19 protein-coding genes are annotated in these 20,124 nt (G+C 72.5%); 6 read left to right on the top strand and 13 right to left on the bottom strand.

Features of this window, described 5'->3' with window-relative positions; genetic code table 11:
• Positions 1–2: 2 nt before the first annotated feature.
• Entirely contained in the window at positions 3–128 is a 126-nt protein-coding gene (locus F4560_RS45870) for a hypothetical protein (protein ID WP_281392379.1), read from the top strand.
• On the opposite strand, the gene F4560_RS41125 is transcribed toward F4560_RS45870, so the two are convergent.
• Positions 129–1,364 (bottom strand): MFS transporter, encoded by a 1,236-nt coding sequence (locus F4560_RS41125; protein WP_221483828.1) that lies wholly within the window; start codon positions 1,362–1,364, stop codon positions 129–131.
• A 49-nt stretch (positions 1,365–1,413) separates the two neighbouring features.
• Entirely contained in the window at positions 1,414–3,402 is a 1,989-nt protein-coding gene (locus F4560_RS41120; RefSeq protein ID WP_184928415.1) for an Hsp70 family protein, read from the bottom strand.
• A gap of 77 nt (positions 3,403–3,479) precedes the next feature.
• Here F4560_RS41120 and F4560_RS41115 point away from each other — a divergent pair, with 77 nt between their 5' ends.
• Positions 3,480–8,144 carry an ATP-dependent helicase gene (locus F4560_RS41115; RefSeq protein WP_184928414.1) on the top strand — a complete coding sequence of 1,555 codons (4,665 nt, stop codon included), beginning with the start codon at positions 3,480–3,482 and terminating at the stop codon, positions 8,142–8,144.
• Positions 8,145–8,287: 143 nt separating this feature from the next.
• Here F4560_RS41115 and F4560_RS41110 read toward each other — a convergent pair whose 3' ends face one another.
• Entirely contained in the window at positions 8,288–8,791 is a 504-nt protein-coding gene (locus tag F4560_RS41110) for a carboxymuconolactone decarboxylase family protein (RefSeq protein ID WP_184928413.1), read from the bottom strand.
• 74 nt (positions 8,792–8,865) lie between these two features.
• Here F4560_RS41110 and F4560_RS41105 point away from each other — a divergent pair, with 74 nt between their 5' ends.
• Positions 8,866–9,333, top strand: coding sequence for a MarR family winged helix-turn-helix transcriptional regulator (locus tag F4560_RS41105; protein ID WP_184928412.1), 468 nt, complete (start codon positions 8,866–8,868; stop codon positions 9,331–9,333).
• A gap of 36 nt (positions 9,334–9,369) precedes the next feature.
• Here the strand turns inward: F4560_RS41105 and F4560_RS41100 are convergent, their stop codons facing one another.
• From F4560_RS41100 to F4560_RS41075, 6 genes are all read right to left on the bottom strand, one after another.
• Positions 9,370–10,365, bottom strand: coding sequence for a 1-aminocyclopropane-1-carboxylate deaminase (locus tag F4560_RS41100; RefSeq protein ID WP_184928411.1), 996 nt, complete (start codon positions 10,363–10,365; stop codon positions 9,370–9,372).
• A 2-nt stretch (positions 10,366–10,367) separates the two neighbouring features.
• Positions 10,368–11,009 carry a GntR family transcriptional regulator gene (locus F4560_RS41095; protein WP_184928410.1) on the bottom strand — a complete coding sequence of 214 codons (642 nt, stop codon included), beginning with the start codon at positions 11,007–11,009 and terminating at the stop codon, positions 10,368–10,370.
• A gap of 48 nt (positions 11,010–11,057) precedes the next feature.
• A complete protein-coding gene (locus tag F4560_RS41090; RefSeq protein WP_184928409.1) occupies positions 11,058–12,308 on the bottom strand; it encodes an RNA polymerase sigma factor in 1,251 nt (416 codons plus the stop codon).
• Complete coding sequence (locus F4560_RS41085) at positions 12,305–12,628, bottom strand: YciI family protein (protein WP_184928408.1); 324 nt, start codon at positions 12,626–12,628, stop codon at positions 12,305–12,307. Before F4560_RS41085 ends, F4560_RS41090 begins: the two co-directional genes overlap by 4 nt.
• 104 nt (positions 12,629–12,732) lie before the next feature.
• A complete protein-coding gene (locus F4560_RS41080) occupies positions 12,733–13,860 on the bottom strand; it encodes a hypothetical protein (protein WP_184928407.1) in 1,128 nt (375 codons plus the stop codon).
• A 19-nt stretch (positions 13,861–13,879) separates the two neighbouring features.
• Positions 13,880–14,590 carry a VOC family protein gene (locus F4560_RS41075; RefSeq protein WP_184928406.1) on the bottom strand — a complete coding sequence of 237 codons (711 nt, stop codon included), beginning with the start codon at positions 14,588–14,590 and terminating at the stop codon, positions 13,880–13,882.
• A gap of 23 nt (positions 14,591–14,613) precedes the next feature.
• Between F4560_RS41075 and F4560_RS41070 the strand changes: the two genes are divergently transcribed.
• Complete coding sequence (locus F4560_RS41070) at positions 14,614–16,197, top strand: alkaline phosphatase D family protein (protein WP_184928405.1); 1,584 nt, start codon at positions 14,614–14,616, stop codon at positions 16,195–16,197.
• Between the two features lie 10 nt (positions 16,198–16,207).
• On the opposite strand, the gene F4560_RS41065 is transcribed toward F4560_RS41070, so the two are convergent.
• The 3 genes from F4560_RS41065 to F4560_RS41055 form a co-directional block, all read right to left on the bottom strand.
• Positions 16,208–16,840 carry a dienelactone hydrolase family protein gene (locus tag F4560_RS41065; RefSeq protein WP_184928404.1) on the bottom strand — a complete coding sequence of 211 codons (633 nt, stop codon included), beginning with the start codon at positions 16,838–16,840 and terminating at the stop codon, positions 16,208–16,210.
• 166 nt (positions 16,841–17,006) lie between these two features.
• On the bottom strand, positions 17,007–17,771 hold the full coding sequence (locus tag F4560_RS41060) for a maleylpyruvate isomerase family mycothiol-dependent enzyme (RefSeq protein ID WP_184928403.1): 765 nt from the start codon (positions 17,769–17,771) through the stop codon (positions 17,007–17,009).
• On the bottom strand, positions 17,768–18,181 hold the full coding sequence (locus tag F4560_RS41055; protein ID WP_184928402.1) for an SAV_6107 family HEPN domain-containing protein: 414 nt from the start codon (positions 18,179–18,181) through the stop codon (positions 17,768–17,770). The genes F4560_RS41060 and F4560_RS41055 overlap by 4 nt, the downstream gene beginning before the upstream one ends.
• Positions 18,182–18,363: 182 nt before the next feature.
• Here F4560_RS41055 and F4560_RS41050 point away from each other — a divergent pair, with 182 nt between their 5' ends.
• Positions 18,364–18,864 carry a YbaK/EbsC family protein gene (locus F4560_RS41050; RefSeq protein WP_184928401.1) on the top strand — a complete coding sequence of 167 codons (501 nt, stop codon included), beginning with the start codon at positions 18,364–18,366 and terminating at the stop codon, positions 18,862–18,864.
• Positions 18,861–19,421 (top strand): GNAT family N-acetyltransferase, encoded by a 561-nt coding sequence (locus F4560_RS41045; protein WP_184928400.1) that lies wholly within the window; start codon positions 18,861–18,863, stop codon positions 19,419–19,421. Before F4560_RS41050 ends, F4560_RS41045 begins: the two co-directional genes overlap by 4 nt.
• Before the next feature lie 17 nt (positions 19,422–19,438).
• On the opposite strand, the gene F4560_RS41040 is transcribed toward F4560_RS41045, so the two are convergent.
• Positions 19,439–20,122, bottom strand: a complete 684-nt coding sequence (locus F4560_RS41040; protein WP_184928399.1) for an SMI1/KNR4 family protein — start codon at positions 20,120–20,122, stop codon at positions 19,439–19,441.
• Between the last annotated feature and the right edge of the window lie 2 nt (positions 20,123–20,124).

The following is a 20,124-nucleotide window of genomic DNA, read 5'->3' as shown; positions in this document are numbered from 1 at the left end:
GTGTGCTGTTGCTGCAGGAAGACCCCACGGGGATGTCGTCACCGATCGCCACGATCGCGGTGATCGCCGTGCTGGTCGCCGCGATCGTCGTGGGCGTGAGGGCGCTCTGGCACAACCGCAAGCGCTGATCACCACACCCGCTGCAACGACGAGAACAGGCACGCCACCAGCAGCGGCAGCGCGATGAACCCGACGAGCAGCCCCAACGCGGCGTAGGACCACGCGGTCACCACCACGCCCGCCGTGATGCCGCCGAGCGCGCCGCCGACGTTCATGCACAGGTCGGACAACCCCTGCGCGGCCGGCCGGTCCAGCACCTCCACCGACTCGGTGAGCAGCGCCGATCCCGCCACCAGGCCCGCCGACCAGCCGAAGCCGAGCAGTGCCAGACCGGCGGCGAGCTGCGGCGCGTCGTGCGAGGACGCCATGCCCGCGATACCGGCCGCGGCGACCACGAGCGCGGCGCCGATCGTCAGCACCGGCACCCGACCGAGCCGGTCGGCCATCCACCCGAACAGCGGGCTGGCCGCGTACATGGAGGCGACGTGCAGGCTGATGACCACGCCCACGACGCGCAGCGACGAGCCACCGTGGTCCATGTGCACCGGGGTCATCGACATCAGACCCACCATCGCGGTGTGGCACAGGGTCACCCCGCCCAGCGCGAGCTTCGCGGCGGAGGGCAGCGACCGCCACAGGGCCTTCGCGCCCTTGGTCTCGCCCACTCCCCCGGCGCAGTGCGCGGGTACGACGGCGGACTGCGCGATGGCCAGCGGATCGGGCCTGAGGAACCGCAGGACGACGACCGCGGCCAGACCGAACAGCGCGGCCGCCAAGAGGTACGGCCCGGCGCCCACCGGCAACCCAAGCCGCACCGCCACGTCACCCGCCGGGGCGGCCAGGTTCGGCCCGGCCACCGCGCCCAACGTGGACGCCCACACCACCAACGCCACCGAGCGCGCTCTGCGATGCGGATGGGCCAGGTCCGCGCCCGCGTACCGGGCCGCGAGGTTCGCGCTGGACGCCGCCCCGAACAGCACGAGCGCGACCAGCAGCACGTGCCACGAGCCGAGCACCACCGCGCACGCCGCCACCACCGCGCCGATCGCGCCCGCGCCGTAGCCGAAGACCAGCGCCGGACGACGTCCGCGCCGGGCCGCCATCCGGGCCGCGGGCAGCGCGAACAGGGCCGCGCCGAGCACCGCGCTGGTCTGCGCCAGCCCGCCGACCGCGTCGGAGTCCGCGAGCACGGCCGCGATGAGCGAGCTCACCGCCAAGCCGATGGTGACGCCCGCCGCGCCCAGCACCTGGGTCACCGCCAGCACCCGCAGGACCCTGCGCTGCACGACGTCGACCACAGTCATGATCTTGATCGTGCCAGGGGACCAGTGTCCCGACCAGCCACCGTCCGGGTCAGGTGCCGGGTTGGACGGCAGCCTCGAAGAAGTCCGCGACCTGGTCCGCGGTCAGCTCCTCGCCGCCGCTCTTGGTCACGATGCCCAGCAACGGGAGGTCGTCCGCGGTGAACACGAGCAGCCCCAGCCCGCCGTCGGCCGCGGCACGGTACTTGCCCTTGAGGCCGTTGCCCGCCCACTGAGCCTCGACCATGTCGCTCTTGAGCGACTGCACGACGGCCTCCGCGCCGTGCTGCGCGCCCACGACCGTCTCGGTGAGGACGTACTGGACCGAGTAGTCGTCCTTCACGGCGCAGCTGACCACGGTGCCCTTGATGGCGTTGACGCCGCCCACACCCGGCGTGCCGCCAGCCTTGCACGTGCTCGTGTCCGGGATCGTGCCCGCGAGGCGGCGCAGGCACTCGGTGAAGCCCTTGTCGTCCTGCTGGGTGTCGTTCTTGCAGTCCTGCGCGGTGGGCACGCCCGGCCCGCTGAACGCGACGAGCCCGCCGACCACCGCCAGCGCGAGCACCACCACCGCCGCGCCGACCGAGATCAGCATGGTCCGGCTGGGCTTCTTCTTCTCGGCGGGCAGCCTGCGCGTGACGGACGGGAAGTTGAACTGCTGCGGCCCGGTCTGCGGGTTCACCTGGTAGGGCCCGCTGGCGTTCGGGTTGACCTGGTAGGCGCCGCTCGCGTTCGGGTTGACCTGGTACGGGCCGCTGACGCCCGGGTTCACCTGGTAGGCGCCGCTGGCGTTCGGGTTCACCTGGTACGCGCCGCTGGTCGCGGGGTTGACCTGGTACCCGCCGCCGGCGTTCGGGTTCACCTGGTACGCGCCGCTGGTCGCGGGGTTGACCTGGTACCCGCCGCCGGCGTTCGGGTTCACCGGCTTGGTGACGACCGTGTCCGGCTCCTTGGGCCTGGCCGTCTCCTGCGAGCGCGGCGTGACGCCGTCCTTGGGGACGTGGTGCGCGCCCAGGGCCACCGAGGTCTCCGGCTGGTCCAGGCTCGTCGGCACGATCCGCACCTGCTCGGCGATCATCGTCGCGACCAGCGGGATGCGGCTGGCGCCGCCGACCAGGTAGATGCCCGCGAGCTGGTTGGGGGCCATGCCGGTGGACCGGATCGTGGACTCCAGCAGCTCCACGCTGCGCATCATGCTCGGCCGGACCAGCGCTTCCAGGTCGGACCGGTTGACCAGCACGTCCTCGAACGGCTCGGGCATCGGCACCTCGGTGTGCGCGTGCCGTGACAAGGACTCCTTGGCGGCCCGCACGTCCTCCTGGAGCGCGCGCCGGGCCCTGCGGTCGGCGGTGGACTCCGGGCGCAGCAGCCGCTGCCAGGCCGCCGGGTCGCGGTGCGAGACCTGCCGCCCGACGTGTTCGAGGAGTGCCTGGTCGACGTCCAGGCCGCCCAGGTCCTGGAGGCCGTCCTCGGCGAGCACGGTGAAGCCGTTCTGGGTCGCGCCGACGATGGCCACGTCGAACGTGCCCGCGCCGAGGTCGTACACCGCAAGCGCTTGGCCGACGGCCAGCGAGGCGTAGTGGGAGGCGGCGGCGACCGGCTCCGGGACCAGCACGACCTCGCCCTTGGCACCGGAGAGGCGGGCCGCGGACAGCAGCACGTTGCGGCGGGTCAGGCCCCACTGGGCAGGGTGGGTGAGGCGGATCTCGTCCAGCGACTCGCCGCCCAGCTGGCGGTTCGTCTCGTCCAGGACGCGGCGCAGCACGGCGGCCAGCGCGTCGGTGACGGGTACGACGTTGTCGCCGAGGAGCAGCACGCCGTCGTCCACGCGGCGCTTGGGGTTGGGTTCGAAGCGGGCCGGGTCGAGGCGGGCGCGGCGCTCGGCGTCACGGCCGACGACGAGGGTGCCGTCCTCTTCGCAGTAGACGGCCGACGGCATGGTGGCGGAACCGTCCACCTCCACGACCCGGGGCGGCCGGCCGTGCGCGGCAAGCACCGCGACGGTGTTGGAAGTGCCCAGGTCAACGGACAGGACGCGCACGGTCACCCCTTTGGTTTCGAACGGGGGTGATCGTGCCACAAACAAAATTGTCGGACCGCAGGTTCACTATGGACGGCATGGAAGTTCTGTCCGCGTTCTCCCCCGCGACCCGGCAGTGGTTCGCCGGGGCCTTCGCCGAGCCCACCGCGGCGCAGGTGGGCGCGTGGGAGGCGGCGGCCGCGGGCGAACACGCGCTGGTCATCGCGCCCACGGGGTCCGGCAAGACGTTGGCCGCGTTCCTCTGGGCGCTGGACCGGCTGGCGTCCACGCCGAAGCCCGCGGAGCCGAAGCGGCGGTGTCGGGTGCTGTACGTCTCGCCGCTGAAGGCGCTGGCAGTGGACGTGGAGCGGAACCTGCGGGCGCCGTTGGCGGGCATCCGGCAGGCCTCGCACCGGCTATCGCTGCCCGAGCCGGACATCACGGTCGGCATGCGCACCGGCGACACACCGGCGGACGCGCGCCGGGCGTTCGCGCGGACACCACCGGACGTGCTGGTCACGACGCCGGAGTCGCTGTTCCTGGTGCTCACGTCGGCGGCACGTGAGTCGTTGCGCGGCGTCGAGACGGTGATCGTGGACGAGGTGCACGCGGTGGCGGGCACGAAGCGAGGGGCGCACCTCGCACTTTCACTCGAACGGTTGGATTCGCTGCTGGAGCGGCCCGCCCAGCGGATCGGGCTGTCCGCGACGGTCCGGCCGGTCGAGGAGGTGGGCGCGTTCCTCGCGGGCGGTCGGCCGGTGCGGGTCGTGCAGCCGAAGACGGCGAAGACGATCGAGGTGCGGGTCGAGGTTCCGGTCGAGGACATGTCGGTGCTCGGCGAGCCGACCGGCGAGGTGTCGGGTTCGGCGTCGGGCGCGGTGCAGCGGGCGTCGATCTGGCCGGCGGTGGAGCAGCGGATCCTGGAGCTGGTCCAGGCGCACCGGTCCACGATCGTGTTCGCCAACTCCCGGCGGCTGGCCGAACGGCTCACCGCGCGGCTCAACGAGCTGGCCGAGGAGGCCGCGGAGCTGGAGCGGTCCCAGCTCGGGCAATCCCGCGACGAGCGGTCCGAACCCGGGCGGCCCCAAGCCGGACGGTCCGAAGCCGAGCGGCCCCAAGCCGGGCGGTCCCACGACGAGCGGTCCGAACCCGAGCGGTTTCCCGCGGAGGCGGTCGGCCAGTCCGGCGTGACGACCCAGCGCAGCGCCGCGATCGCCCGTGCGCACCACGGCTCCATGTCACGCGAGCAGCGGGTGGTGGTCGAGGAGGAGCTGAAGTCCGGGCGGCTGCCGTGCGTGGTGGCGACGTCGTCGCTGGAGCTGGGCATCGACATGGGCGCGGTCGACCTGGTGGTGCAGGTGGAGGCCCCGCCGACGGTGGCGTCCGGGTTGCAGCGGGTCGGCCGGGCCGGGCACCAGGTGGGCGCGGTGTCGCGCGGGGTGATGTTCCCGAAGTTCCGGGGCGACTTGGTGTCGTGCGCGGTGGTGGCGGAGCGGATGCGGGACGGCGCGATCGAGGCCGTGAGGTACCCGCGCAACCCGCTGGACGTGCTGGCGCAGCACGTCGTGGCCATGGTGGCGATGGAGACGTGGACGGTCGAGGCGCTGGCCGGGCTGGTGCGGCGGGCCGCACCGTTCGCCGCGCTGCCGGAGTCGGCGTTGCAGGCGGTGCTCGACATGCTCGCGGGCCGGTACCCGAGCGAGGAGTTCGGCGAGCTGCGGCCCCGGATCACGTGGGACCGGATCACCGGTGAGCTGCGCGGCCGGCCGGGGTCTCAGCGGCTGGCGGTGACGTCGGGCGGCACGATCCCGGACCGGGGGCTGTTCGCGGTGATGACGCCGCCGTCGGAGCGCGGTCCCGGCTCGCGGGTGGGCGAGCTGGACGAGGAGATGGTGTACGAGTCGCGGGTGGGCGACACGTTCCTGCTGGGCACGTCATCGTGGCGGGTCGAGGACATCACCCACGACCGGGTGATCGTGGTGCCCGCGCCCGGTCAGCCGGCACGGATGCCGTTCTGGAAGGGCGACGCGCCGGGGCGTCCGCTGGAGTTGGGGCGGGCGCTGGGGAAGTTCCTCCGCGAAGTGTCCACAATGGACGAAGCGAAGGCGGCCGAGCGGACGGCGTCGGCCGGGTTGGACGCGTGGGCGACGTCGAACCTGTTGGCGTACCTGGGTGAGCAGCGTGAGGCGACCAGGCACGTGCCGAACGACCGGATCGTGCTCGTGGAGCGGTTCCGGGACGAGCTGGGCGACTGGCGGCTGGTGGTGCACTCGCCGTTCGGGGCGCAGGTCAACGCGCCGTGGGCGTTGGCGATCGCGGCCCGGCTGCGGGAGCGGCGCGGTATCGAGGTGCAGGCGGCGCACTCCGACGACGGGATCGTTATCCGGCTGCCGGACGCGGTCGACCTGGACGGCGCGCAGGTCGTGGCGGGTGCGGACGACGTGCTGCTCGACCCGGAGGAGGTCGAGCAGGTCGTGGTGGCCGAGGTGGGCGGGTCGGCGCTGTTCGCGGCCCGGTTCCGGGAGTGCGCGGCGCGGTCCCTGCTGCTCCCCCGGCGTGATCCGCGCAAGCGTTCCCCGCTGTGGCAGCAACGGCAGCGGGCGGCGCAGTTGCTGTCGGTGGCGGCGAAGTACGAGAGCTTCCCGGTGGTGCTGGAGGCGATGCGCGAGGTCTTGCAGGACGTGTACGACGTGCCGGGCCTGCGTGAGCTGATGACGGAGATCCGGGCCCGGCGGGTGCGGGTGGTGGAGGTGGAGACACCGTCGCCGTCGCCGTTCGCGCGCAGCCTGTTGTTCGGGTACGTCGGGATGTTCCTGTACGAGGTGGACGCGCCGCTGGCCGAGCGGCGGGCGGCGGCGTTGTCGCTGGACTCGGCACTGCTGGCGGAGTTGCTGGGCTCCGAGGCGATCCGCGAGTTGCTGGACCCGGAGGTCGTCGAGGAGGTCGAGCGCAACCTGCAACGCCTCGCGCCGGACCGGCATGCGCGGGACGCGGAGGGCGCGGCGGACCTGCTGCGGTTCCTCGGCGACCTGTCCGAGGCGGAGGCGCTGGAACGGGGTGTGCGGCCGGAGTGGCTGGCGGACCTCGTGGCGCAGCGGCGGGCGATCCGGGTGCGCATCGCGGGCGAGGACCGCGTGATCACGATCGAGGACGCGGGCCGCGTGCGGGACGCGTTGGGCGTGGCGTTGCCGGTGGGTGTGCCGGAGGTGTTCACCGAGCCGGTGGCCGATCCCTTGGGCGACTTGCTGTCCCGGTACGCGCGGACGCACGGGCCGTTCCCGGCGATGGAGGCGGCGGAGCGGTTCGGGTTGGGCGTGGCCGTGGTGACCGGGGTGTTGGAGCGGATGGCGGCCACCGGGCGGCTGGTGCGCGGTGAGTTGAGACCCGGTGGCACGCACACCGAGTACTGCGACGCCGAGGTGCTGCGGCGGTTGCGGCGGGCGTCGCTGGCCAGGCTGCGGGCCGAGGTGGAGCCGGTGGAGCCCGCCGCGCTGGGCCGATTCCTGCCGGGCTGGCACGGGGTGGGGCGGCGGTTGCGGTCCGCGCCGACGGTGGACGACGTGTACTCGGTGGTCGAGCAGTTGGCCGGCGCGCCGCTGCCCGCGAGCGCGGTCGAGTCGCTGGTGCTGCCCGCGCGGCTGCCCGGCTACAGCCCGGCGCTGCTGGACGAGCTGACCGCGTCCGGTGAGGTGACGTGGACGGGGTGCGGCTCGCTGGCCGGTGGTGACGGCTGGATCGCGTTGGCGCCGACGGATGTGGCCGATCTGCTGCTGCCGGACCTGGTGCCGGAGGCGATGCCGGACTCGTCGCTGCACACCGCCGTGGTGGAGGCGTTGGGCGGCGGGGCGTTGTTCTTCCGGCAGCTGGTGGACCGGGTGTCGTTGCAGGGTCCGACGACGGACGGCGAGGTCGTCGGCGCGCTGTGGGACCTGGTGTGGGCCGGTGTGGTCACGAACGACACGTTGGCGCCGTTGCGGGCGTTGGTCGCGGGTGGTGGCACGGCGCACAAACCCCGGCGTACCGCGCCGCGAGGTCGGTACGCGCGGATGCGGGCCGGTAGACCGGACATGCCGAGCCGCACCGGGCCGCCGACGGTGGCGGGCCGGTGGTCGCTGGCCGTCGTGCCCGCTGTCGATGCGACGCGGCGGGCGCACGCGCGGGCCGAGGCGTTCCTGGAGCGGCACGGTGTGCTGACGCGGGGCGCGTTGGACACCGAGCGGGTGACGGGCGGGTTCAGCGCGGTGTACCGGGTGCTGCGGGCGATGGAGGAGTCCGGGCAGGTCGTGCGCGGGTACGTGGTCGAAGGGCTCGGTGCGGCGCAGTTCGCGGCGCGGGGTGCGGTGGACCGGCTGCGCGCGTCGTCCCGGCCGCCGGGGCAGGAGCACATGGGCACGCCGGACGCCGTGGTGCTGGCGGCGGCCGATCCGGCGCAGCCCTACGGTGCGGCGCTCCCGTGGCCGGAGTCGTCGGGCGAGGGCAAGCACCGGCCGGGCCGGAAGTCCGGTGCGCTGGTAGTGCTGGTGGACGGTGCGGCGACGCTCTACGTGGAGCGGGGTGGGCGGTCGCTGCTGTCGTTCACCGAGGAGGAGGAGTCGCTGCGCTCGGCCGCCCAGGCTCTGGGACGGGCCGTGCGCGACGGGTGGTTGGGTCAGCTGGCGGTGCAGCGGGCGGATGGGGAGGTGGCATTGGGCTCACGATTGGCCGGCATCCTCCAGGACGCGGGCTTCCGGGCGACGCCCAAGGGGTTGCGGCTGCGGGCGTGACGGCGGGCTTCAGGCACGGACCAGGCGGTTCGCCCAGGCGGACACGGGCTGCGGGCGCGCGGGGTGTGTCGGTCAGGCGGGCACCAAACGAACCGCTGCGGTGGGTGCCGACGGCCGGCGGGCTGGCGCGCGGGGTGCGCCGGTCAGGCGCGCACTAGGCGGTTCGCCAGGGTGGACATCGTGTACGTGCCGATGCCCAGCACCACCTCCAGCGCGTTGCGCGTGCTGAAGCCGGCGTCCAGGAACTCGGCCAGCTCGTCCTCCGGCACCTCGCCGGCAGTGGCGAGCACCCGCAGGGTGAACTGCCGCAGCGCCTCCAGCCGCAGGTCGTCCAGTGGCTCCCCGGACCGCAGGGCCGCGATCTGTGCCGCATCAGCCCCCAGCTCCCGCAGCCGGCCGGTGTGCATGGCGACGCAGACCCGGCAGCCGTTTCCGGTGGCGATGGTCATGATCACCACCTCGCGGCCGAGTGGGTCGAGGGTGCTTGCCTCGAAGAGGCCACTGGCGTGGAGGAAGCCGCCGAGCATCTCGGGTGACTCGGCGAGCAGCGCCACAGCCGGCGGCAAGTGGCCGAGGTGGGCGACGGTGGACTCCATAAGTCGCCGTGAGCCGGTGGGGGCGGATTCGAGCGTGTGCTGAGCAAACATGGAGCACTCCGATAAAGTAGACAACGTGGTTGTCGAAACCGTAAACCAGGTTGTCGAGTTTGTCGAGCATCCCGATGGCTGACCGGGAGCCGCCGGGCTTTGAGCTGCCCTTGCTGCTGTTCGCCGGGTTCCGCTCACTCATCGACCAGTTGCACGCCGAACTGGCCGAACGCGGGCACCCCGACGTCCGACCCGCCTACGGCTTCGCCATGCAGGCCATCGGCGCCCACGGCGCGTCCGCCAGCGAGATCGGACGCCGCCTCGGCGTCTCCAAACAAGCCGCCGGCAAGACCGTCGACCGGCTCGCGGCCCTCGGCTACGTCGAACGCGTCGACGACCCGCAGGACGCGCGGCGCAAGCTGATCCGGCTCACGCCGCGCGGCATCGACTCGCTGGCCCAGGCAGCGGAGATCTTCGACCGGCTGCGGGCCCAGTGGGTCCACAAGCTCGGCGCCGACCGCGTCACGCAGCTGGAGTCGTCCCTCCGCACGGTCGTGCCCAACGCCGGGTTCCCCGTCGACGTGCCGGGCTGGTTCGGCTGACGTCCAGCGGAGCTGATGCTTAGCGGAACAGCGCGGTCAGCGGAACAGCGCGCTGTACGCGTTGAGCGCGGGCTGACCGCCCAGGTGCGCGTACAGGACGTTGGAGTCACGCGGGATCTCGCCGGTGGAGACGAGTTCGATCAACCCCGCCAGCGACTTCCCCTCGTACACCGGGTCGGTGATCATGCCCTCCAGGCTCGCACCCAGCCGCATGGCGTCCAAAGTGGACTCCCCCGGCACACCGTAGATGCCTTCGTGGAACCGGTCGTCGAGGATCACGTCCGCGTCGGTCACCTCGACCCCCAGCAGGTCCGCCGTGTTCTTGGCGATCCGCAACACCTGGTCACGGGTGTCGCACGGCTCGGCGGACGCGTCGATCCCGATGATCGTCCGCCCACTGCCCGCGAACCCGGCCACCATGCCCGCCTGCGTGCTGCCGGTCACCGAGCACACGACCACCGTGTCGAACCGCACCCCGAGCAGCGCCTCCTGCCGCTCCACCTCGACCGCCCACCCGGCGAACCCGAGCCCGCCCAACGGGTGGTCCGACGCCCCCGCCGGGATCGCGTACGGCGTGCCGCCCGCCGCACGCACGTCCTCGATCGCCTGCTCCCAAGCGGGCTTCACGCCGATGCCGAAGTCCGCCTCCACCAGCCGCACGTCCGCGCCCATCAACCGGCTGAGCAGGATGTTCCCCACCCGGTCGTACACCGCGTCCGGCCAGTCGACCCAGCTCTCCTGCACCAGCACGCACTTCAGCCCGGCCCGAGCCGCCGCCGCGGCCACCTGCCGGGTGTGGTTCGACTGCACGCCGCCGATGGACACCAGCGTGTCGCAGCCCGTGGCCAACGCGTCCGCCACCAGGTACTCCAGCTTGCGCGTCTTGTTGCCACCGAAGGCCAACCCGGAGTTGCAGTCCTCCCGCTTGGCCCACACCCGCGCACCGCCGAGGTGCCGGCTCAGCCGCTCCAGCTCGTGCACCGGCGATGGGCCGAAGGTCAGCGGGAAGCGCGCGAAATCGTCCAGCGCCATGATCAGTTCTCCTCAACCAGCAGGTCGGCCAACGTCGCCCAGTTCCGCTCGACCAGCCGCGCGGCCAGGTCGGCGTCGGCCGCGGCGCAGGCGGTGATGATCTCGTCGTGCATCGCCACCGAGTGGCGGCCGGTCGGCGCGGCGAACCTCAACCGCTCCAGCCGGCGGACGAGCGGCGTGTAGCGCTCGATGGTGGCCGCGATGGCGAAGTTGGCACTCCCCCGCACCGCCACCGCGTGGAACTCGTCGTCCGCGGCCAGTGCGGCGGGCACGTCGCCGGCGGTCAAGGCCTGGGCGAACGACGTGTTGGCGGCACGCATCGCGTCCAGGTCCGCCGCCACCATGCGCGGGACGGCCAGCCGTGCGGCCAACGCGTGCATTGTCCGGACGACGACGTACGCGTCACGCACCGCCGCCGTGTCCAGCGGAGTGACCCGCGTGTAGCTGTGCGGCTTGCTCTCGACCAGGCCTTCGTCGGTCAGCCGCGCCAACGCCTCGCGCACCGGCGTCCGGGACAGGCCCAGCCGCTCGGCCAACTCGGCGTCCTTGATCGGCACGCCGGGCGCGAGGTCGCCGCCGAGGATCGCCTCGCGGATCGCGGTCAGCGCCTGGTCACGGAATAACGCCCGACCAATATATTGCATATCGGCACTGTAGACGCTGATGCCCGACCGCGCAGCGCCCAGCGCGGGCTATCCCAGCTGGTCGCGGCGGCGGGTCAGGTAGGCGGTCTGAGCGGTGTTGCCCGCCAGTTCGATGGCCCTGTCGTAGGCGGCGCGCGACTCCCGGCTGCGGCCCAGCCGTCGTAGCAGGTCGGCACGGGTCGCGTGGTAGGCGTGATAGCCGGCCAACCTGTCCTCAAGACGGTCGACGGCCGCCAGCGCCACCTCCGCGCCGTCGAGTTCGGCGACCGCGATGGCCCGGTTGAGGGCGACGATCGGCGAGGCGTCGAGGCGGACGAGCTGGTCGTAGAGGGCGACTACCTGCGACCAGTCGGTGTCGCGCACGTCGCGGGCGGAGGTGTGCACGGCGTTGATGGCCGCGAGGATCTGGTAGCGGCCCGGCGCCACCCCGGTGGCCAGGCGCTCGCGCACCAGCCGATGCCCCTCGGCGATCAGCGCCGTGTCCCAGGACCCGCGATCCTGCTCGTCCAGGGCGACCAGTTCGCCGCTCGCCGAAACCCGCGCGGGGCGGCGGGACTCGATGAGGAGCATCAACGCCAGCAGCCCGGCCACCTCACCGTCCTCCGGCATGAGGGCGCGGACCAGGCGGGCGAGCCGGATCGCCTCGGCGGTCAGGCCGGGACGCACCGGATCGGTGTCGGGGCCGGTCGCCAGGTAGCCCTCGTTGAAGACGAGGAAGAGCACGGCGAGCACGCCGGAGACGCGTGCCGGGAGATCCTCCGCCGACGGCACCCGGTAGGGGATGCGGGCCGCCTTGATCTTGGCCTTCGCGCGGGTGATCCGCTGCCCCATGGCGGCCTCCTGCACCAGGAAGGCACGGGCGATCTCGGCCACGGTCAGACCGCCGACCATGCGCAACGTCAGCGCCACGCGGGTCTCCGGCGCGAGCGCCGGGTGACAGCAGGTGAAGATCAGCCGGAGCCGCTCGTCCTCGATGGCGTCTTCGATGGCGTCGTCCACAGAGCCTTCGAGAGGCCCGCGCGAGTCGTCGTACAACATCCGAGCCTCCTTGTGCTTGTCGTCGCGCTTGGTCTCGCGCCGGATCCGGTCGATGGCCTTGCGGTTGGCGGTGGTGGTCAGCCAGGCGCCGGGGTTGGCGGGCACACCGTCGGCCGGCCAGCGCTCGACGGCGGCCGCGAACGCCTCGGCCGCCGCCTCCTCGGCGATGTCGAGGTCACCGAAACGCCTGGTCAAGGCGGCGACCACCCGTGCCCACTCCTCGTGGTGGGCTCGGGTGATCGCCTCACGGACTTCGTTCACAGGAACGGCCGCACCTCGACCTTCCGGTTGCAGGCCTTCGACCCATCGGTGGCGAGCTTGAGCGCGACGTCGAGGTCGGGGGCCTCGATGATCCAGAAGCCGATGAGGTACTCCTTCGTCTCCACGAAGGGCCCGTCGGTGACCATCGCCTCGCCACCGCGGTTGTCGACGACGGTGGCCATGTCGGGCCCGCCGAGTCCGCCGGCGAAGACCCAGTACCCCTCGGCCTGGAGCCGGTCGTTGAACACGTCGATGGCGGCCATCTCGTCCGACGTGGCCAAGGTGGACGAGTCGTGGATCACGGAAAGCAGGTACTGCATCTGAGATCATCTCCTGTGGTTCGGGGCGCCCCTCGTGGGCGGCCTCTCACCCCTACTACGAACGCCTCTGCCCCGATCCGACATCGACTCCGGACTTTTTTCGTTCAGCCGCGGAGCGTCGGAACACCGTCCCATGACGGTTCGAAGACGCGCCGCAGCCACGGCTGCGGGTTCTCCTCCGGCACGTCGCGGTCCCGCTCGACCATCACGACCATGAGCGCGTGCACGCGCGGCAGGCCGACGGTGACGACGCCGCTGCCCTCGCCCGCCATCCACATCGTCCCCGTCTCGGCGATGTTCGCGATCAGGTCCCGGTCCGGCAGCGGGAACCGCACCACCGCCGTGCCGGTCGGCAACTGGGCGAGCCCGGCTACCTCGTGCTCCTCTTCCCATGGGAAGAGCGTGACGGGGACCGGCGTCCACTTCGTCGCCGCTTCGGCCGCCGCCACCGCCTGGCGGTACAGCCCGCCGATGAGGGCCACACCCGGCGACAGGATGGCTGCGGCGACGATCAGGAGCCCGCCGACCACCAGACCCGCCGGGGCCAGGGGTGACAGGCTCAGCGACACCACCGCGGCGCCGATCACCGCTGCCCCCGTGGGCCACACCCAGGCTCGGGCGCCCCAACGGAAGCCGCGGAACGCCCGCGCCACCACCGGGTCGTCCAGCGGACGGCCGATCAGGTGTGGTTCGCGTTCACGGGGACGCACTTCGTCGGCCTCGGCGTCCACCCGCATCGGGAACAGGGTGCACAGGCCCGCGACGCGAACCACGGCGCGGCCCTCGTCGTCCGGCCCGCACAGGAACACCTCCTGCCGGTCCAACACCTGGAGCGGCACGTCGGGCAGCGAACCGCGCAGGACGACCGTGCCGTCCTCGGTGAAGAGGATGAGCCGATCCTCGTCCCACGTCCCGCCGGCGGCGACCGTCGCGGGAACGCGCCGCCACGGTCGGTCGAGCAGTCCACGCCGGCGCGGCGCCCGCTCGTGCCGGTGGACCAGCGCTGCGAGCGCCGCGTTGAGACCCAGCAGCGCGAGCACCACCACCGCCGCCACGGTGCCGGGAGTGGTCTCGGGGAACACCACGAGGCTCACCGCGACCGTCAGCGACCCCACGGCCATCGCGTCGTTCACGTGCGCGAAGGCCTTGTCCTCGTCGAGGAACAACTTGGTGGACCAGTCGTCCACCGCGGGGACGTCCGTGCGCGGTTCTAAGTACGCGGGCTGCATCACGCTCGCCATCATGGCCGGGTCAACGTGGTGTCAGCACGCAGAATTCGTTGCCTTCACGATCCGCCAGCACCACCCACGGCACGTCGATCTGCCCCACGTCCGCCCGCACCGCGCCCCACGCCTCCAACCGCGCCACCTCGATCAGCAGGTCGCCGTCCGCGGGCGGCGCGACGTCCAGGTGGATCCGGTTCTTCACCACCTTCGGCTCGTTCACCCGCACGAACTCCAGCGACGGCCCGGCTTCCCGCGCCAACGACGCGAAGTCGGCACCCTCGCCGATCACCGGCAACCCGACCACGCCGGCCCAGAACGCCGCCTGCGCAGGCGGGTCGAACGAGTCCACCACGACCGCGGCCACCGGGCCGGTGTGCGCGTACTCGTCACGCTGCTCCAACACGCAGAACTCGTTGCCCTCCGGGTCGGCCAGCACCACCCACGGCACGTCGCCCTGCCCGACGTCCACGGTCTTCGCCCCGAGGTCGACGGCCCGCGCCACGATCGCCGCCTGGTCCTCCGGCGAGGAGGAAGCCAGGTCCAGGTGCACGCGGTCCTTCACCGACTTCGGCTCGGGCACCGTCCCGAACACCAACTCCATCCCGTCGGCCAGCGCCACGTCGACCTCGTCGGCGCTCTCGCCGGTGATCGGCCGCTCCAGCAACGCCGACCAGAAACGGGCCAGTGCCGCCGGGTCGACCGCGTCCACGACGACATCGCACCACCTCGTTGCCATGTCCCGACGGTAACGTCTGCCGAATGGCTGAGCTGGTACTTGGTCCGGTGTTGCGGCACGTCGACTCCACTTCGGCGACGGTGTGGGTCGAGACCGACGTCGCTTGTGAGGTCGCCGTCGCGGGCGGGCGGGCCGAGACGTTCCAGGTGGGCGAGCAGCACTTCGCCCTGGTCGTGGTCGAAGGGCTGGCGCCCGGCACGACCACGCCGTACGACGTGCGGCTGGACGACGAGGTGGTGTGGCCGCGGCCGGATTCGCCGTACCCGCCGCCCGTCATCAGGACCGGCCCGGTGCGGCGGCTGATGTTCGGCTCGTGCCGGGCGGCGAAGACCGAACCCGTGCCGGGGAAACCGGACAAGCTCGGGCTGGACGCCCTGGACGCGTACGCGTCGCGGATGGTGGACCAGCCGCGGGACAAGTGGCCGGACGCGTTGGTGCTGCTCGGCGATCAGGTCTACGCGGACGAGCCGACGCCGCGCGTCACCCGGTGGTTGGCGGAACGCAGACCCGAGCCCGCAGGCGAAGTGGTGTCGTTCCGCGAGTACGCCGAGCTTTACCACGAGTCGTGGGCCGACCCGGAGGTCCGCTGGCTGATGTCCGTGGCGCCGACGTCGATGATCTTCGACGACCACGACGTGCGGGACGACTGGAACACCTCGCGGACGTGGCGCGAGCAGATGGCGGCCAAGCCGTGGTGGCCGGAGCGCATCCGGGCGGGGCTCGCGTCGTACTGGGTGTACCAGCACCTGGGCAACCTCTCCCCCGACGAGTTGGCGCGCGACGAGCTGTACGGGAAGGTCCGGGCGAGCGGCGGTGACGTGCAAGGGCTGCTGGAGGACTTCGCCGGGCAGGCCGACAAGGAGGTCGACGGTGGCAAGTCGACGCGGTGGAGCTACCGGCGTGACTTCGGCCGGGTGCGGCTGCTGGTGATCGACACCCGCGGTGGTCGGATCCTGTCCGGGCCGCAACGGCTGATGGTGGGCGACCGCGAGTTCGGCTGGATCGAGGAGAACGCGCAGGGCGACTTCGACCACCTGCTGGTCGGCTCGTCGCTGCCGTGGCTGATGCCGCACGCGCTGAGCCACTTCCAGTCGCTGAACGAGCGGATGGCGGGCCTGCCGGGGTGGCGCGGGCGGCTCGGGGAGAAGGTGCGGCAGGCCTGGGACCTGGAGCACTGGCCCGCGTTCCGCGGGTCGTTCGAGCGGCTGGCCCGGCTGCTGGGGCGGATCGGGCGGTCCGACGACGCGCCCGCCACGGTGTGCGTGCTGTCCGGGGACGTGCACCACAGTTACGCGGCGCGGGCGGCGTTCGAGTCGCCGGTGGCCTCGAAGGTGTACCAACTCGTGTGCTCGCCCGTGCACAACGAGCCGCCGTGGGTGTTCCGGCCCGCGTTCCGGCTGGCGTGGTCACGGCCGATCGCGCGGGTGCTGCGGTGGTGGGCGGACCGGCGCGGGATCTCGCCGGACCCGGTGGCGTGGCGCAAGCTCAGCGGCCCGCACTTCGGCAACTCGGTGGGCGTGCTGGAGATCGACGGCCGCGACGCCCGGTTCCGCCTGGAGACGGCGACCGCCGACGGCCTGCGTGAGGCGACCTCGATCGCGCTCTGAACTTCGTGCGTCAGCCGTTGAGGAACGCGATGGTGTCCTGCCAGGCGGCGGCGGCTTCAACCGGCGCGTGGCGGGGATCGGCGGGGTCGAGGGCGAAGCCGTGGTCCAGCCCTTCGAAGACGGTGGCGCGGCCGTCGACCACGTCTTGGAGTCGTCGGAGCGCGTCCGGCGGGGTGAGCGGGTCGCGTGCCCCGTAGAAGCCGATCCACGGCACGGCCAGGCGTTCGGCCAGCACGACTCCCGCGGGCATGTCCGGCCAGTACGGCTTCAGCAGGCCGCCGCCGTAGAACGTGACGGCCGCGTCGATGTCGGGGACCGTGGCGGCCCACAGCGCGATGGCGCCGCCCATCGAGTACCCGAGCACACCGACCCGTGGCACACCCTCGGTCCGCAGCCGGTCGATCGCCTCGTCCAGCACCCGCCGGATTCCGGTGACGTCGAGGCTGTCACGCCACTGGCGTGCGCGGGCGTGGGTCGGCGGGTGCGGACGGTCCAGCCCGGCGTAGAAGTCCGGCACGGTGACGAGGAAACCGGCGGCGGCCAGGGCGCGTGCCGCGGTCAGCAGCGGTGGCGTGATGCCCCAGATCTCATGGCACACCACGACACCACCGCGGGCACGTCCTGGCGGTCGGAACTCGGTCATCGCCGGAAAGCTACCGGGCCGTGCGGTCGGGTGCGCCCGCCGTCGAGCGCGGGTCGGGTGCGCCCGCCGTCGAGCGCGGGTCGGGTGCGCCCGCCGCCGGGTGGGGGGTCGGGTTACCCGGCGGCGGACGCACGTCTACTTGGTGGCCGGCTACTTGGTGGTCCGGCTACTTGGTGGCCAGCCTCAGCAACGCCCACAGCTGGGCGATCGCGTCGTGGTCACCGGTCGGCGGTGGCAGGTCGCGGTCCGGGATGCGGCCCCACAGCCAGCGGTACAGCTGCATCGGAGTGCCGGTCACCTCGCCGTCCGCCGACGCCGCTTCCTCGTCGTCGACCAGCCGTGCCACGGCCGGGTCCGGTCCGGTCGTCGCGAGCCACACCTTGTTCCCGGCACGGAGCGCCACGGTCCCCTGCCGGGTGCCGCGCACACCGAGGAGGTCCAGCCGGTGTCCCAGCCACAGCGACAGGATCTCGTCCACACCGTCCTCGGCCACGTCGTCGTCCACCGGGTCCACCGGCAGCCCGACCGCCGACTGGACGTCCATCCGGTGCACGGTCGACTCGTGCGCCAGCCGTCGCGCCCAGAAGTTGTGGTTGCGCTCGGCGGGCCACCACGTCTCGCACGGGTCGTCCGGCTCACGAGCCCGCAATGCCCGAACCAACGGCGGCACACCCGACCGGACGTACTCGGGCAGCGTCTGCCCCTTCTCCGGGTCCTGCTGCCACACCAGCGGTTGGCTGCCTTCCCTCAGCCACGTCGACACCATCCGGTACGTGCTGCCCACGTGCCTCGCCGTCTCCCCGAGGTTGAGTCCCGGGCACGCGGGCACCTGGCGTTCCGGGCGCTGTCCTTCGGCCGACGCCGCCAGGCGCTCGGCTTCCTGCTCCACTACGTCGATCAGGCGGTCGTAGGCGACCAGTCCCCTGCTCACAGTCCGTCCTCGTACATGATCTCGTCGACCAACTCGGTGAACTGCGCCGCTTGGCGCACCAGGTCGTCGGCTGCCCGCGGGGTGACCTGCCTGGTGATGCCCGCCAACACGGCCGCGCGCGTCGCCGAGCACTCGGCGAAGAACGCGGCCCACTCGCGCAGTTCCGGCGCGAGGGAGGACAGCAGGAGCCACACGCTGGTCGGCCTGGCCCGGCCCCGGTGGGGTCGGCCGCGGGCCGCCAGCACGGCCGCCGCGGCCCGCATCGCGGCCAGGTAGGCCGTGGCGAAGCGGGTGTGCGGCAACGGGTCCCGTTCGGCCTCGGCCAGGCACTCGCGCGCCTGACCGAGCAGGGTCACGGCCGACGCCGGTGGCAGTGGGAGGGGAATGCGGCGGGGGAAGGTCTGAGTCATATCGCGGCCTCCTCGCGGCGTCGGGACAGCGACGACCGCCGCGGGGAGACGGCGGCACTTGGTGGTGGGGCGCTTCCCCCGCCCCACCACCAAGGCATTGCTCGAACAAATGTTCGAGCAAGACCAGAGTAACCTGCCGGCCCGGAACTCCTCAAGCCGACCGCCCGTGGTCTTATGAACAGGTGAGCGCACTCGACCACCCCGGCATCCGCAAGGTGGCCGCCGCACTGTCCGAGGCGGGCCATCACGAGGCGGCGAACGGGATTCGCGTGCTGGCCGACGCCGTTCGCACCGCCGCCGAAGCGGCCGACGCGGTGGGCGTGCCGGTCGGCGCGATCGCGAACAGCCTGGTGTTCGCCGCGGTCCGCGACGGTGTCGCCGCGCCACTGCTCGTGCTCACGTCCGGCGCGCACCGGGCGGACACCGACAAGCTCGCCGCGCTGGCCGGCGCCGACTCGATCGAACGGGCCACCCCCGCGTTCGTGCGTGAGCACACCGGCCAGGTCATCGGCGGCGTCTCCCCGGTGGGCCACCCCGCGCCGATCCGCACGTTCGTCGACGTCGCGCTGGAGCGGCACGACGTGGTGTGGGCCGCCGCCGGGCACCCGCACGCGCTCTACCCCACCACTTACGCGGGTCTGGTCGACCTGACCGGTGGCACACCCGCCGAGGTCGCCCGGTGACCGCCGCGCCGTCGCAGCGGATCGTCACGCTGTCCTCGCGTGAGCTGAACTCCCGGTTGGACGAGGCGCTCGCGCTCTACGTGAGCGCGATGGACTACCCGCCCGGCACGGCCGAGCAGCGCGCGCCCATGTGGTTGGCGCACATGCTGCGCGAGGGCTGGCGGTGCGTGGTGGCGTTGGGAGAGCAGGACGAGCTGGTCGGCATCGGCTACGGCTACCGCGGCTCGGTCGGCCAGTGGTGGCACGAGCAGGTGCGGCACGGGCTGACCATGGTCGCCGGGCCGAACGCGGTAGAGGAGTGGATGCGCGACTACTTCGAGCTGACCGAACTCCACGTCCTGCCGCGCGCGCAGAGCCGGGGCATCGGTGAGCAGCTGCTGCGGAACCTGCTGGCCGGCGTGCCCAGTTCACGGGTGCTGCTGTCCACTCCGGAGGGTCCGAGCAAGGCGTGGCGGCTGTACCGGCGGATGGGTTTCGTGGACGTGCTGCGGCACTACCAGTTCACCGGCGACCCCCGGCCGTTCGCCGTGCTGGGCCGCACCCTGCCGGTCACCTAGAAACCGGTCACCTGAGGTCAGCGGCTCGCGCGGTCTACTTGGTCTTCGGCCGCGGCCAGCCAGTCGAGGTACCACCGGGTGAAGGTGACCCGCGGCTCGGGACGGGTGAGCGGGGTGAAGCCGAGGTCGACCGGACGGTTCTCGACCCACAGGTGACCGCGTTCGGACCCGCTGACGACGAGCCAGTAGTAGGCGCCGCAGCCGAAGTGGCTCAGCCGCACCGCGCCGGTGGCCATCCGGCGGAACAGGACTTCGCCCTCGCCGTCCCAGGCCTTGAACGCCCGGCTGAACTCCTCGATGCCGGGGAAGTCCCGCAAGACCGGCTCCCTACCGTCGTGCTCGGCCAGGGCCTCCGTGATGACGTCTTCGCCCGCGAACGGCAGGTGGAGCCGGCCGAGATCGGACTCCAGCCCCGGGCCGTTCCAGCTCCAGCCGTCGTCCTGCCGCACCAACGAGCCGATCCCGTAGAACGGACCCGCGCCGCCCGCCCCGACCTGGAGCAGGAACGAGCGGTAGTCCGCCGGCAGGGTCACCCGCAATCGCGCCTCGGCCTCATCCAGCTGCTCTTCCGAGAGCGGTGCGTCGAGCCGCAACCGGTGGCCGTGCCCCCGGCCGCCGTAGCCGAAGAGCACGTCGGCCTTGTCCCGTCGCGCGAGCGCCTCGACGCGTTCACGCACCCCGCCCCAGTCCGTGGTGATCACGT

The sequence above is a fragment of the Saccharothrix ecbatanensis genome, from assembly GCF_014205015.1.
Classification (GTDB): Bacteria; Actinomycetota; Actinomycetes; order Mycobacteriales; family Pseudonocardiaceae; genus Actinosynnema; species Actinosynnema ecbatanense.
The sequence above is the reverse complement of the archived record's forward strand: the minus strand, read 5'-3'. Positions and strand labels throughout refer to the sequence as shown.

Coding starts and splice junctions, on each gene's coding strand:
- F4560_RS41065 (WP_184928404.1), bottom strand. CDS start 16,840: ATGACCGAGTTCCGACCGCCAGGACGTGCCCGCGGTGGTGTCGTGGTG.
- F4560_RS41110 (WP_184928413.1), bottom strand. CDS start 8,791: ATGTTTGCTCAGCACACGCTCGAATCCGCCCCCACCGGCTCACGGCGA.
- F4560_RS41115 (WP_184928414.1), top strand. CDS start 3,480: ATGGAAGTTCTGTCCGCGTTCTCCCCCGCGACCCGGCAGTGGTTCGCC.
- F4560_RS41070 (WP_184928405.1), top strand. CDS start 14,614: ATGGCTGAGCTGGTACTTGGTCCGGTGTTGCGGCACGTCGACTCCACT.
- F4560_RS41100 (WP_184928411.1), bottom strand. CDS start 10,365: ATGGCGCTGGACGATTTCGCGCGCTTCCCGCTGACCTTCGGCCCATCG.
- F4560_RS41085 (WP_184928408.1), bottom strand. CDS start 12,628: ATGCAGTACCTGCTTTCCGTGATCCACGACTCGTCCACCTTGGCCACG.
- F4560_RS41055 (WP_184928402.1), bottom strand. CDS start 18,181: ATGACTCAGACCTTCCCCCGCCGCATTCCCCTCCCACTGCCACCGGCG.
- F4560_RS41075 (WP_184928406.1), bottom strand. CDS start 14,590: ATGGCAACGAGGTGGTGCGATGTCGTCGTGGACGCGGTCGACCCGGCG.
- F4560_RS41095 (WP_184928410.1), bottom strand. CDS start 11,009: ATGCAATATATTGGTCGGGCGTTATTCCGTGACCAGGCGCTGACCGCG.
- F4560_RS41125 (WP_221483828.1), bottom strand. CDS start 1,364: ATGACTGTGGTCGACGTCGTGCAGCGCAGGGTCCTGCGGGTGCTGGCG.
- F4560_RS41105 (WP_184928412.1), top strand. CDS start 8,866: ATGGCTGACCGGGAGCCGCCGGGCTTTGAGCTGCCCTTGCTGCTGTTC.